Source organism: Rothia mucilaginosa (assembly GCF_964211445.1).
In the GTDB taxonomy this organism is placed as follows: Bacteria; Actinomycetota; Actinomycetes; order Actinomycetales; family Micrococcaceae; genus Rothia; species Rothia mucilaginosa_E.
Genome location: NZ_CAXOQT010000041.1, coordinates 1 through 13344, shown reverse-complemented (window position 1 = coordinate 13344; position 13344 = coordinate 1). Strand labels below are relative to the sequence as shown.

The following is a 13344-nucleotide window of genomic DNA, read 5'->3' as shown; positions in this document are numbered from 1 at the left end:
CACCCTCGCTGGTCACGATCTCGAGGAACTTGGACAGCGACGGCTCAACCGCACGATCCTCGACCTCGGGGTTGAGGATAACCATCAGTTCATATGCACGCATGATTAAACCCCTCCTTTGGGCTAAACGGCTATGGGATTTCCATAGCAGGAGATTCATTGTGCTCTACACGTGAAGCACACCGGGTGGGGAACACGCATAGATTTCTTAACAATACACGAGAAAAAGCAGATAGAACAGTACCGCACCGCGTGAGCTCAACCATGCGATGCGGTACCGAAAAACCGCAGAAGCTACGCCTGGCGACGCTGCTCCCACCACTGCAGAAGACGAGCCTTCGCCTCCTCCTCAGGAAGCGAACCCTCATCCAAACGCAGGTTCAACAAGAACTTATACGCCTCACCCACCACCGGGCCCGGCGCAATACCAAGAATCTGCATAATCTGGCCGCCATCCAGGTCCGGACGAATCGCATCCAGCTCCTCCTGAGCAGCCAGCTCAGCAATACGACGCTCCAAATCGTCATACGCCTCAGCCAGCGAACGCGACAGGCGACGATTACGAGTCGTCACATCAGAACGCGACACGCGGTGCAGACGCTCCAACTGATCCCCCGCATCACGCACATAACGGCGCACCGCAGAATCAGTCCAACCCGACTCACGGTAACCATAGAAACGCATGTGCAGCTCCACCAGACGAGCCACAGCCTTAATCGTGTCATTATCAAAACGCAGCGCACGCATACGCTTCTTCACCATCTTCGCGCCCACCACCTCATGGTGCAGGAACGAGACAGAGCCGTCCTTCTCAAACTTACGAGTCTTCGGCTTACCAATATCGTGCATCAACGCCGCAAAACGCAGAATAAAATCAGGAGCCGGACACGGGCCATCCTCGCCCGTCTCCTTCTCCATCGCCTGCTCCATCACCTTCAACGAATGCGCATACACATCCTTATGGTGATGCGCCGGATCCATCTCCATACGCAACGCAGGAAGCTCCGGCAACACATAATCCGCCAGGCCCGTATCCACCAGCAGGTTCAAACCAACCCGCGGATAATCCGCCTCAATCAGCTTCACCAGCTCATCACGCACACGCTCAGCCGAAATAATCTCAATACGGCCAGCCATCTCACGCATCGCCTCGAAAACCTCCGGGGCAACCTCAAGATTAAAACGCGCAGCAAAACGAGCCGCACGCATCATACGCAGCGGATCCTCAGAAAAAGACTCCTGCGGCGAGCGCGGCGTACGCAAAACACCCGCACGCAAATCCTCAACGCCACCAAACAAGTCAACAACCTCACCGCTGGGCAAAGCCGCCGCCATCGCATTAATCGTGAAATCACGACGCACCAAGTCGGCACTCAGGTCCGTACCGAACTCAACCGTCGGCTTACGCGAATCCGAAACATACACCTCAGCACGGTACGTGGTCACCTCATACACCACGCCATTCTTACGCGCACTAATCGTGCCGTACTCCTTGCCGATATCCCACGTATGCTCACCCCAACCACGCAGAATCTGCTCACTCTGCTCCGGAGTAGCATCCGTCGTCAAATCAAAATCAGTGAAATGGCCGCCATCATCCAGCAGATTGTCGCGGACAATACCGCCCACCAAGTACAGCTCAAAACCCGCCGCACGGTACAGTTCTCCCAGCTCGGCGGCATCCGGGTACTTCGACACAACATCAATAAACAGCGACATAATCCTTTAATCGTGCCAGAAAAACCACCAGCACGCCCACCCCACCCCCACAACACCCACACCAAAGAGACAGCTATCTCACCCAAAACCGAGACACACAAACCCTCACATATCGGTTAAGGTAGAACCATGAGCATTCCCGTACCCCGCGCACCCAAAACGCGCTTCACCGCGCCCGCGCGAGCGGTACCCGCCCCCGAAGAAGTCTCCGCAGGCGGACTCATCATCGACTTCGACCGACCCGACCAGCTACCCGTAGCCATCATCGCCCGCATCAACCGCAACGGACACCGCGAATGGTGCCTACCCAAAGGCCACATCGAACACGGCGAAACCACCGTCGAAGCCGCACAACGCGAAATCAGCGAAGAAACCGGAATCACCGGCTACCCGGTAGCCTCCCTCGGCACCATCGCCTACTGGTTCACCTCCAACGGCACGCGCATCCACAAAACCGTGCACCACTACCTCTTCGCAGCAACCGGCGGCGAACTCAGCATCGACAACGACCCCGACCACGAAGCAATCGACGTCGCATGGGTCCCCCTCGAAGAGCTCCCCACCCGCCTCTCATTCGCCAACGAGCAACACATCGCCCGCAGCGCGCGCGAATACATCACCACCCAGCTCTAAACACCCGTTAAATAGAGCCCCAAAACTAAAAGAAGCAATCACCCGCCGACACAGGAGAGACATACGTGGCACGTAACGACGCCCGCTCAAGCGCAATCATGGCAGCAGGCACCCTCGTCTCGCGCATCCTCGGATTCGTCAAGACCATCCTGCTCACCGTAGCCATCGGCTCGCTCTCAACCGTCGGCGACGTCTTCGAAACCGCCAACACCCTACCCAACCTCATCTACGTGCTTGTTGCAGGTGGCGTTTTTAATGCGGTCCTCGTACCCCAAATCATCAAAGCAGCCAAAGCACAAGACGGCGGTGCACGATACATCTCCAAACTCGTCACCCTCACCGTCACCGCAATCGGCCTCATCACCATCATCACCGTCGCCTGCGCCTGGCCCATCATCAGCATCATGGGCTCAGGATGGAGCCCCGAACAACGACAGCTCGGCTTCATCTTCTCCCTCTGGTGCCTACCCCAAATCTTCTTCTACGGCCTCTACACCGTCATCGGACAGGTCCTCAACGCCAAAGACGCATTCGGTGCCTACATGTGGTCACCCGTACTCAACAACGTCATCACCATCCTGTCGCTATTCCTGTTCATCTTCCTCTTCGGTGCACAGACCCCCAACCCCCACCCGATTCACACCGTAGCAACCTGGACCAACGCCCAGACCCTCGTGCTGGCTGGCTCCTCAACCTTCGGCGTCATCATGCAGGCACTCGTCCTGTTCATCCCCCTGCGCAAGCTCGGCCTGCGCCTCAAGCCCGACTTCGCGTGGCGCGGCATCGGCCTGCGCGCAGCCTCCAAGCTCGCCGCCTGGACCCTCGCCTCCGGCATCATCTCCAACCTCGCGTTCCTCTACATGACCAAGGTTGCCGCCGGCATCGTCGGCCAGCGCGAGCACTACGCCGCCCTCGGCATCCAAATCCCCGGCCTGCAGGCCCTCAACTACGCCTCCATGCTGTACATGCTCCCGCACGGCGTCATCGGCATCTCCATCGCCACCGTGCTCTTCAACCGCATGAGCGCCTCCGCCATCGCCGACGACAGCGACAGCGTCATCTACGCGCTCTCCCACGGCCTGCGCAACGCAGCCGTAGCCACCGTCTTCTGCATGGTCGCACTCATGGTGCTCGCAGGCCCCATCGCCGTACTCTTCAGCGGCGGCGACCCCATCGCAGCAGCCATCATCGCCAAGCTCATCGTCATCACCGCGCTCGGCACCCCCACCCTCACCATCAACTACCTCTACAGCCGCGTGCTCTACGCCCGCGAAGACGCACGCACCCCCTTCCGTATCCAGGTGTACTCCGCCATCATCATGGTCATCATGAGCTTCGCAGCATCCCTGCTCGACGCCCAGTACACCGTGTACATGCTCGCGTTCATCTACCCGGTGCACAACATCCTGATTCTGTTCATCAGCCACCACATGGTCCGCCGCCGCCTCGGCTACTACGGCCAGCGAGGCATCATCAGCACCTACGCCCGCACCACCCTCGCGTCCCTCTTCGCCGGCGGCATCGCAGCCATTGCGCTCTGGCTGCTCGGCGGCTACCAGCTCGACGGATTCGCCTGGGCATCCAAGATCACCGCCATCATCACCCTCGCCGTATGCGGCACCGTCATGGGCCTCGCATACCTCGCCGGCGTGCAGATCTTCCGCGTCAAGGAAGCCAACGCACTACTGGCACCCCTCACCTCCAAACTTGAGCGTTTTGCCCGCCGCTAAAGCGGCGCACAACGCCCAACCCGGGTAGCTGCCGCCTGCGCCTTACACCCCACACCGGGGCCCGCAGAAGGCACAGGCAGCCGCCCGGACGCCACAAACTATCACTCAGCCCCAGCATCCTTCAATGCCGGGTAGAATCTAATAGTCAGGGCCCGCCACACGGCAGGCACTATGAAACCACCTCGGGAGAACACGTTGTCGCAACAGATTCCGGTCGGATCGGTCCTCGGAGGCCGCTACGAGATCACCGCACACATCATCATTACGGCAGAATCCGACATGGTGCTTGAAGGCACCGACCAGATTCTCAACCGTAAGGTCTCGGTCGTCGTCGCATCGCCCAGCCGCAGCGCACTGCTGGAAGCAAACTCCCGCGCGCTCGCAACCAACGCACGCGGCAACATCCAGATCCTCGACCTGGGCATCACCCCCGAAGGTAGCCGCTACCTCGTCACCTCCCACACCCGCCCCGACACCCTGCTGGACACCCTGCTGGTCGAAAACCATGCACTCTCCAACGCAGAAGACGCGCTGGGCACCGAAATCTTCGGCGACTCCGAAAGCGGCAGCTCCCCCAACACCTACGAGAAGGTCTCCTCCTCCACCGCCAACCAGGAGAGCATCACCGCCGCCAAGAACTGGAACGCATCCGATGGCGCAGCCGTGACCGCATACTCCGAACCTACCAGCATCTACGAAGATGACGAGGACGAAGAAGACGGTAGCCGCGGCACCTGGGCCGTCGCACTGGCAGCCGTCCTGCTGCTCGTCATCGTCGCAGGTGGTATCCTCACCTCCCTGGGCGCTATCGGCTCCAACCAGGCAGCAGGCCCCCACACCCCCAAGTCTTCTATCTCGGCATCCGAATCGGCTGCGGCAAGCGCCAGCGCATCGGCATCCCCGACCGCTAAGGCATCGAACGCACCGGCTAAGATCGCGTCCGTGGCCCGCTTCGCACCCTCGGACCCCACGTTCATGAACGACATGGACACCCTCATCCCCAACCTGACCGACGGTAACGCCAACACCGCATGGATCAGCTACGGCTTCGGCACCGCCAACTACGCCGGCACCATCAAGGAATTCGGCCTGGCACTGAAGCTACAGACCCCCACCGTCGTCTCCAAGCTGACCATCCAGCAGACCACCGGCACCGGCGGCTCCTTCACCGTCTACACCAACAGCTCCGCATCGCTGAGCGGCGCAGTTGAGGTCGGCAAGGGCACCTTCGAAGGCAAGGACGCGGTCGTCACCCTGGACACCTCCAAGCAGAGCGCAGAAAAGGGCGCCTACGTAATCATCGTGGTCAACGAGCTGCCCCGCCTCTCCCTACCCATTGGTAACTGGAGTTACGGTCTGCGCATCAACGAAATCAAGGTGGACTAATCACCCCATAAAGCGACGCCGACAGGGCGCTCGCACCCCAGACACAAGGGCGGGGCTTCTGAACTTACTGAGTTCGGAAGCCCCGCCCTTTTGATGTCCATTTATGACTCTTTATGGCAGGGTTACTACCCGAAGATTCACAGTGGGCGGAGTATCTGGCTAAGGGTCCCCCAAGATGGAATAATCGAGGGTAAAGCCCTGTTATAGGGGCATAACGAAAGACCTACAACGAAAGACATATCTGATGACTGAGAATCTGGGAGGCCTCTTCGGAGGCGCCGCCCTAGGCAACCTGAACCTCGCATCCGCACCCGCCACCGAGGCGGCACCGGCAGCAGAGGTTGAGGCCGACGCAACCGTCCACAACGTCATTATTGTGGGCTCCGGCCCCGCCGGCTACACCGCGGCAATCTACGCGGCACGCGCCGAGCTGAAGCCCGTCCTCTTCGCCAGCTCCCTGGCACCCGGCGGCTCCCTCATGAACACCACCGAGGTCGAGAACTTCCCCGGATTCATTCAGGGCATTCAGGGCCCCGAGCTGATGGAGAACATCGGCCAGCAGGCTGAGCGTTTCGGCACGGACATCCGCTACCAGGACGTGGAAAAGGTCGAGCTCACCGGCGATGTGAAGAAGGTCTACACCGCCGACGGTGCCGTTCACCTGGCAAAGACCGTCATCATGACCACCGGTTCCCAGGTGCGTAAGCTCAACATTGAGGGCGAAGACCGACTCTCCGGTTACGGCGTCTCCTGGTGCGCGACCTGCGATGGCTTCTTCTTCAAGGACAAGGAAATCGCCGTGGTCGGCGGTGGCGACTCCGCACTGGAGGAGGCACTGTTCCTGACGACCTTCGCATCCAAGGTATACCTGGTGCACCGCCGCGATTCGTTCCGTGCTTCTGAAATCATGCAGACCCGTGCCTTCAACAACCCGAAGATTGAGGTTGTCTGGGACTCGGCTGTTACCGCAGTTCACGGCGAGAGCAACCTCGAGTCGATTACCCTGACCAACACCAAGGACGGCTCGGAGCGCCAGCTGGCTGTTCAGGGCCTGTTCATCGCTATTGGCTCCGATCCTCGCGTGGAGCTCGTGCGTGACCAGCTGGAGATTACCGAGAACCACACCATCGCGGTTCAGGGTCGCTCCTCGAAGACTTCCGTTCCCGGCGTTTTCGCTGCCGGTGACGTGATCGACCCGACCTACCGCCAGGCAATTATTGCTGCTGGTTCCGGTGCTATTGCCGCTCTGGACGCGCAGCACTACCTCGAAAACCTCTAAACTATTCGTATTACTCGCTGGGGAATCCGCCCCGTGTCAGAAAGGAGCACTCCGTGAGCAGTGCACAGCAGGCAACTGATGCCACTTTTGACGAACTGGTTCTGAAGAACGATAAGCCCGTTATCGTGGATTTCTGGGCTGAATGGTGCGGCCCCTGCCGCATGGTTGGTCCCGTGATTGACGAGATCGCTGGCGAGTACGCCGGTCAGGTTGACGTGGTCAAGGTGGATGTTGAGGCAAATGGCGATACCGCCATGAAGTACGGCATTACCTCTATCCCCGCTATCTACCTTTTCAAGGGTGGCGAGGTCGTCAAGAAGACCGTAGGCGCCAAGACCAAGTCCGCTCTGCTGGCTGAGTTCTCCGAGCACCTGGGCTAATCTTTCGAGAGGCTATAGAAAACCCTCGGTGATGTTTCACGTGAAACATCACCGAGGGTTTTCTATATATTCAACTGAATTCAGTTGCTAAATGTTATTTATATGAAAATTTAGCCCGAGAAATCAGAATCCAAAACACGGATAATGCGGTTCAAATCCTCGACATTCGCAAACTCGATGGTCATCTTACCCTTACGGGCACCGAGTGAAATCTTCACCGAAGTATCAAGCTTGTCAGCAAAAGCCTCCGCAATGTAGTCCAGGCGCTCACGGTGCTTCTGAGGCTGAGGAGCCTTACGCTCCTTCACCTCTGCAGCGCCGGATGCATGGTTCACCAGCTCCTCAGTTGCACGAACCGACAGACCCTCATTCACAATCTTCTGCGCGAGAGTCTCAATCTGAGCCTGATCGGTCAGAGCCAGCAGGGCACGCGCGTGACCGGCGGAGAGGATACCCGCCGCAACGCGACGCTGCACCAGAGCCGGCAACTTCAACAGACGAATCGTGTTCGAAATCTGCGGGCGAGAACGACCAATGCGCTTAGCCAACTGCTCCTGAGTAGTGTCGAATTCCTCCATGAGCTGCTGATATGCCGCCGCCTCTTCAATGGGGTTCAGCTGGCTACGGTGCAGGTTCTCCAGCAGGGCATCACGGAGCAGATCGCCGTCTTCAGTCTCACGAACAATCGCGGGGATGGTGCTCAGGCCAGCCGCCTGGGTTGCACGCCAGCGGCGCTCACCCATAACCAGCTCATACTTTTCGGCACCGTTTTCGCGCGAGGGACGCACAACGATCGGTTGCAGGACACCAATCTCACGCACCGAGTGGATGAGTTCCTCCATGTCCTGCTCATCAAAATCGGTTCGGGGCTGCTTACGGTTCGGGTGGATATCGCGAACATTCAACTCGGCAAACTGGGCACCGGGAACCGGAACCAGGCCGTTCTGCTCTTCGGAAACAGACTGGGGGGTGGAGACATCTTCACCAAAGAAGAAGTCCACCGGGCGGCGAGTCAGGGTGGTGTTACGCAGTGCCGCACCCATGTCCACGCGGGACTTCTTCTTCGATGTTTCACGTGAAACATCCTGCGAGGAGGCGGGGGCTTCTACCTTTTCTTCTGCTTTCTCAGCAGGAGCCGGCTTTTCCTGAGTGGGCGCAGAGTCAGCAGGCTTAGCCTCTACAGCCTCGGTCTTAGTGCTCTTACGCTGCTTCTCCGGCTTAGCCTCGTGAGCCATTTCGAAGAGGCCGTCAGTCATCGGCTCTTCAATCGGAGCAGAGACCTTCTTGGGTGCCGCCTTTACTGCAGCAGTATTTTCGGATGCCTTCGCCTCAGCATTACCAGAATTCTTCGTACTCTGAGGGATCAGTGCCCCCAGGCCACGACCCAAGCCGCGTCGCTTTTCAGCCATCGTTACTCCTTAGGACTCCCGGACGAGCCCGCTCATTTTTTCTTCTTCATCTAGTGTAAACGAAATAAGCACTCGAGAGCAGGAGTGGAAACTGTGCGGCACACAATCCGCACTATTTTCAAAAATTAATGCGATAAGGATGTTTTTGAGGATTTTACCCAGAAAATACCGCATAAAATGAGCCCTTTTGAATCATCAATAGACAATTCAAAAGGGCTCATTTCAAAAGATTTAGATTATGCGGATCGGCGCGAGAGTTCCTGCGCTGCCTCGCGGTAGGCGCGAGCGCCGGTCGACGACGAGTCGTAGGTGATGACGGTCTGCTGGTAGCTGGGGGCCTCAGAGATACGAACCGAGCGAGGAATCTTCACACCCAGGGTCTCCTCCGGGAAGTGTTCGCGCACTTCCTCCGCCACCTGGAACGCCAGGTTGGTGCGGGCATCGTACATGGTCAGCAGAATCGTGCTGATGCGCAACTTAGAGTTCAGGTGCTTCTGAATCATCTGAATATTCTTCAGTAGCTGACTCAGACCTTCCAGCGCATAGTACTCGCACTGGATCGGAATCAGAATCTCTTCTGCCGCGACAAAGGCGTTGACGGTCAGCAGGCCGAGGCTCGGCGGGCAGTCGATAAAAACGTAATCCAGGCGCTCCATGCCCTGCTTCTCGCGCCACTCGGTGTAATCCATGAGGGCGTTCTTGAGGCGGGTCTCGCGAGCCACCAGGGAGACCAGTTCAATCTCCGCGCCCGCAAGATCGATATTGGCGGGGGCACAGAATAGGCCGGGCATGTCGGGGCATTCCTGAACGATTTCAGAAAGCGGCTTATCTTCAATCAGGACATTGTAGACACTGGGGACGTCCACACCATGCTCAATACCCAGTGCGGTCGAGGCGTTACCCTGCGGGTCGTTGTCGATGACCAGGACGTTGAGCCCAGCCTCCGCGAGCGCAGCGGCAAGGTTCACGGCGGTACTGGTTTTACCCACGCCACCCTTCTGGTTCGACACGGTGAAGACACGCGTATGCACAGGCTTGGGGAGCAAATCTGCAACAGATTTCTGAGCTTGAGGAGTCATCGGGTGCCTTCCATATTCCGGGTGGTGTGTCTACGGTGATGCTTCTTCTGGTGCCTCGCGTGTGGCAATACTCTGCCTTATTTATATGCGAGGAGGATTTAGTTCCCCACTCCCCTACCGTCGCCCATTCTCCGCATGTTTCACGTGAAACATACTTCCCGAGGTGATGGCGCCTGCAATGTTTCACGTGAAACATTGCCTCCGCATCAGAAGCTTTGAAGGGCGTAAGCTCCACGAATAAGCTACTGGGCAATAGTGCAGAAGAGTCTAAGGTTTCAACCCTCCCTTAAGGGTACCCGGCATCAGGTCAATACTCCACGCGAGAGATCATTCTATGTACTCTGCGGATGCGAACACTCAACGCGCCCGTAAAATCCGCATAAAAATGGGCGGCACCGCACAAGCCAGCATATTCACTAGCTTATTGCGGTACCGCCCATTTGAGACGAAACCTTTAGAGACGGACTCGAACCACCGTCGTCGGCTCTTCCAGCAGATCGCCGCCGGCAGTGAGAATCTCAGTCTCACGCGCACCGTAGCGGTTCAGCTTCTTCTTCGCCTTAGTAATCTCCTCCGCGGCGCTACGACCCTTCAGAGCCAGCAGCTCGCCGGTGCCGCGCAGAATCGGCAGGGTAATGTCCAGAAGACCCACCAGGGCGGACACAGCACGCGCAGTCACCACATCAGCCTCAACAGTGCCCACGGCCTGCTCAGCGCGCGAGCGCAGCACGGTCACGTTCTCCAGGCCCAGGTCCTCGACAACCTCATTCAGCCAGATGACACGGCGCTCCAGAGGCTCAATCAGAGTCAGCTTCAAATCCGGACGGGCAATCGCCAGGCACAGGCCGGGCAGTCCAGCACCCGAACCGACATCCGCCACCGAAGCGTTCGGGGCGATGTACTCCTGCACCACGGCACAGTTCAGCACGTGGCGAGCCCACAGGCGCGGCACCTCACGCGGACCAATCAGACCGCGCTCAATACCGGTCGTCGCCAGGTGCTGCACGTAGCGCTCCGCCAGGGGCAGACGCTCACCGAACACAGCCTCCGCGGCGGCGCGCTCACTCTCGTTGAGAGTAACCATCGAAGTTTCCATACTAGGCTCCTACCTCGGGAAGGGAAATCACCACGTGACGGCGAGGGCCCTCACCCTCAGACTCACTGTACAGACCAGCGGCAGCGACCACATCGTGCACGACCTTACGCTCGTACGGGCTCAGCGGCTTCAGGTGCTCATCACGTCCGGTAGCGCGCACCTTCTCAATAGCGTCAGCAGCGATCTTCTCCAGTTGCTCACGACGCTCAGCACGGTAACCGGCAACATCCAGAATCAGGCGGGAACGGGTGCCGTTACCGGCCAGGACGGAGAGGCGCACCAGCTCCTGCAGTGCCTCCAGAACCTCGCCGTGGCGGCCGACCAGGTGGCGCAGTTCCTCATTGTCATCGTCGTCGTTGAAGACCGAAAGGTAGATGCGGTTATTGCGCACCTCAATATCAATATCGCCGTCCATATCGACAATATCGAGGAGCTCCTCGAGGTAATCAGCGGCGATATCGCCTTCCTCGTCGATGTCCTCAAAATCGTCTTCTTCGCCCTCAAGGGGCTCCTCTACCAGCTGCTCCTCAACGAGCTGCTCGTCCTCATATTCCATAGCTTCAGTCACGATAATCCTCAGGGTGTTCGGAGGGGTGTCCTAGGGGTAAAAAGTATCTCATACACGGCGCCGGGCCCGCGCCACACATGGCGAGAACCCGGCCCGAATCACGGAAGAAAACTACTTCTTTCCGTTCTGCTTATTGCGTTGCTGCTTCTGGCGCTTCTTGCTGACCGGCTGCTGACGCTGACCCGCAGCGGCACGCTCACGAGCCTCCTGCAGATCCTTCTCGTGCTGCTCACGGGTCTTACCAATCGGAGGCAGGCCCTTCGCCGCACGGCGAGCGTTCAGCTCACGCTCCGCCTGAGAACCGGGGGTCGGGTTATTGCGGATAACCCACCACTGCTGGCCCAGCGACCACAGGTTCGACACGGTCCAGTAGTACATAACACCCAGCGGGAAGTTAATACCGGAAACAGCGAAGATGATCGGGAAGATGTACATGATCATCTGCTGCTGACGGAACATCGGAGAGTTCAGAGCCGCCTCCGACATGTTCTTCACGCTCAGCTGCTTCTGAATGTAGAACTGGGTCGCGCTCATCAGAACAATCATGATGACCGCCTGAACAACGGTCGCGGTAGTGTCACCAGCGCCCGGGTGCAGCATGGTCGCGAACAGCTGAGCACCGAAAATCTGCGAGTCATTGAACTGGTGCACCAGATCAGCCGGCAGCATGAGCACGCTCTCGTTGCTCTGCGCCGCGGTGGGAACGCCCATCAGCACCTGGTACAGACCGAAGAAGATCGGCATCTGAGCCAGAATCGGCAGGCAGGAGGCGAAGGGGTTCGTACCGTGCTTACGGTACATTTCCATCTGCTCCTGAGCCATAGCCTGGCGGGAGAGCTGGTCCTTCTTGCCCTTGTACTTCTCCTGCAGCTTCGCCATATCGCCCTGCATAGCGGTCATGCCGCGCATAGCCTTAATCTGCTTGACGAACAGCGGAATGGTCAGGGTACGCATCACCAGGGTCAGGAAGATAATGCACAGAACCCAGGTCATACCGGACGCCGGGTCCATGCCCAGCGAGGTGAAAAGAGTGTGGAACAGCCACAGGACCACGGAGACGATCCATTTAAACGGCCAAAGAATCAAATCAAAAATATTCACGCGGGAATACTCCTTAAGGACTCGGCTAAGTCATTGTGTGGGAGGCGCCGCCTACTCAGGGCGGGCGTCACCACCGGTGTGAGGGGTGTAAAGATGGGGGTGGTTGAGCAGAATAATTTTCGGTTCTGCTCCGGGAGCGAAAGTACGCTTCCCCGCTGGGACTGGGTCGATACCTCCGGTCGCCCAGGGAACACACCGCAGAATACGGCGCACCGTCAGGGAAAGCCCACCCATCGCACCGTGGGTGGTCAGCGCCTCCAGGGCGTAGGCTGAGCAGGTCGGGTAGTAGCGGCACACGTCCCCGTAGAGGGGGGACACGACCTTGCGGTAGGCCTTCATGCACGCAATCAGCAGGTTCTGCGGTAGAACGTAGAGTGCCTGCAGGAAAGTTTCAGGCCTGACGAATTCGTTAGGCGCTAACGCCAGCAGTTCGTCGGGACCCAGAGTCTCAACCGAGGCGCTGTAGGTGCCGCTGTGATGCGCGTGGAAGCGTTCTTCACGGTGAGAACAGCGAGAGTGACTCACGATGTCCCCTCGTCGTTCGGGACATTCTGCGGTCGGTTGAGCTTAGCGAACGCGGTCTCAAGTGCCGATTCGTAGTCGCGGCGCAGCTGATCCCAACTGGCGTTCGCGGAGGCGGGAAGCGCTCGCACGGCAATGGCGTAGCCTTCCGGATGCGCGGCGCAGGTGAGCGCGGCAAGTTCACGCAATCGGCGCTTGACCAGATTGCGTGTGACAGCGTTGCCCACCGCCTTCGACACAATGAAACCTACCTGGGTTGTTTTTCCAGGATTTTTCGCCGTAGATACAACGATGTTCCGACGTCCTGTACGGATGCCGGAACGGAAGGCGTGGGAGAATTCTGCGCTGGTGCGCATACGGTGCCGTTGAGGCAGCACGTGTTCCCCTTTACGTAGTGTGGGAGATTCGGCTCGTGTACTGAGCTAACCTCCGCGTGTATTTC

At 58.6% G+C, this 13344-nt stretch carries 13 protein-coding genes and 1 pseudogene; 5 read left to right on the top strand and 9 right to left on the bottom strand.

Features of this window, described 5'->3' with window-relative positions; translation table 11 throughout:
• Positions 1-160 (bottom strand): annotated as a pseudogene (locus tag AB8E48_RS08565) (30S ribosomal protein S6); the annotation flags it as partial.
• A 134-nt stretch (positions 161-294) separates the two neighbouring features.
• The gene (locus tag AB8E48_RS08560; protein ID WP_368886433.1) at positions 295-1719 is read right to left on the bottom strand and encodes a CCA tRNA nucleotidyltransferase; all 1425 of its coding nucleotides are present in this window, start codon (positions 1717-1719) and stop codon (positions 295-297) included.
• Positions 1720-1848: 129 nt separating this feature from the next.
• On the opposite strand from AB8E48_RS08560, the gene AB8E48_RS08555 reads away from it, so the two are divergent.
• From AB8E48_RS08555 to trxA, 5 genes are all read left to right on the top strand, one after another.
• Positions 1849-2352 (top strand): NUDIX hydrolase, encoded by a 504-nt coding sequence (locus AB8E48_RS08555; protein ID WP_368886432.1) that lies wholly within the window; start codon positions 1849-1851, stop codon positions 2350-2352.
• A 65-nt stretch (positions 2353-2417) separates the two neighbouring features.
• Entirely contained in the window at positions 2418-4082 is a 1665-nt protein-coding gene (gene murJ, locus AB8E48_RS08550; protein ID WP_368886431.1) for a murein biosynthesis integral membrane protein MurJ, read from the top strand.
• Positions 4083-4277: 195 nt separating this feature from the next.
• Positions 4278-5468 (top strand): serine/threonine protein kinase, encoded by a 1191-nt coding sequence (locus AB8E48_RS08545; protein ID WP_368867438.1) that lies wholly within the window; start codon positions 4278-4280, stop codon positions 5466-5468.
• A gap of 244 nt (positions 5469-5712) precedes the next feature.
• Positions 5713-6747: a thioredoxin-disulfide reductase gene (trxB, locus tag AB8E48_RS08540; RefSeq protein WP_368886430.1), complete on the top strand. Its 1035-nt coding sequence runs from the start codon at positions 5713-5715 to the stop codon at positions 6745-6747.
• Positions 6748-6800: 53 nt separating this feature from the next.
• On the top strand, positions 6801-7127 hold the full coding sequence (gene trxA / locus AB8E48_RS08535; RefSeq protein WP_070684790.1) for a thioredoxin: 327 nt from the start codon (positions 6801-6803) through the stop codon (positions 7125-7127).
• A 110-nt stretch (positions 7128-7237) separates the two neighbouring features.
• Here trxA and AB8E48_RS08530 read toward each other — a convergent pair whose 3' ends face one another.
• The 7 genes from AB8E48_RS08530 to rnpA form a co-directional block, all read right to left on the bottom strand.
• Positions 7238-8536, bottom strand: a complete 1299-nt coding sequence (locus AB8E48_RS08530; protein WP_368886429.1) for a ParB/RepB/Spo0J family partition protein — start codon at positions 8534-8536, stop codon at positions 7238-7240.
• Between the two features lie 236 nt (positions 8537-8772).
• Positions 8773-9615, bottom strand: a complete 843-nt coding sequence (locus AB8E48_RS08525) for a ParA family protein (RefSeq protein ID WP_005504078.1) — start codon at positions 9613-9615, stop codon at positions 8773-8775.
• 454 nt (positions 9616-10069) lie between these two features.
• Positions 10070-10711, bottom strand: coding sequence for a 16S rRNA (guanine(527)-N(7))-methyltransferase RsmG (gene rsmG / locus AB8E48_RS08520; protein ID WP_390897102.1), 642 nt, complete (start codon positions 10709-10711; stop codon positions 10070-10072).
• Position 10712: 1 nt separating this feature from the next.
• Positions 10713-11279, bottom strand: coding sequence for a Jag family protein (locus AB8E48_RS08515; RefSeq protein WP_294629010.1), 567 nt, complete (start codon positions 11277-11279; stop codon positions 10713-10715).
• 111 nt (positions 11280-11390) lie between these two features.
• A complete protein-coding gene (gene yidC, locus AB8E48_RS08510; protein WP_368867436.1) occupies positions 11391-12380 on the bottom strand; it encodes a membrane protein insertase YidC in 990 nt (329 codons plus the stop codon).
• 51 nt (positions 12381-12431) lie between these two features.
• A complete protein-coding gene (yidD, locus tag AB8E48_RS08505; protein ID WP_368886428.1) occupies positions 12432-12905 on the bottom strand; it encodes a membrane protein insertion efficiency factor YidD in 474 nt (157 codons plus the stop codon).
• Positions 12902-13279 carry a ribonuclease P protein component gene (rnpA, locus tag AB8E48_RS08500; RefSeq protein ID WP_368886427.1) on the bottom strand — a complete coding sequence of 126 codons (378 nt, stop codon included), beginning with the start codon at positions 13277-13279 and terminating at the stop codon, positions 12902-12904. Before rnpA ends, yidD begins: the two co-directional genes overlap by 4 nt.
• Positions 13280-13344: the final 65 nt, after the last annotated feature.

Coding starts and splice junctions, on each gene's coding strand:
- trxB (WP_368886430.1), top strand. CDS start 5,713: ATGACTGAGAATCTGGGAGGCCTCTTCGGAGGCGCCGCCCTAGGCAAC.
- AB8E48_RS08560 (WP_368886433.1), bottom strand. CDS start 1,719: ATGTCGCTGTTTATTGATGTTGTGTCGAAGTACCCGGATGCCGCCGAG.
- rsmG (WP_390897102.1), bottom strand. CDS start 10,711: ATGGAAACTTCGATGGTTACTCTCAACGAGAGTGAGCGCGCCGCCGCG.
- AB8E48_RS08555 (WP_368886432.1), top strand. CDS start 1,849: ATGAGCATTCCCGTACCCCGCGCACCCAAAACGCGCTTCACCGCGCCC.
- AB8E48_RS08525 (WP_005504078.1), bottom strand. CDS start 9,615: ATGACTCCTCAAGCTCAGAAATCTGTTGCAGATTTGCTCCCCAAGCCT.
- AB8E48_RS08530 (WP_368886429.1), bottom strand. CDS start 8,536: ATGGCTGAAAAGCGACGCGGCTTGGGTCGTGGCCTGGGGGCACTGATC.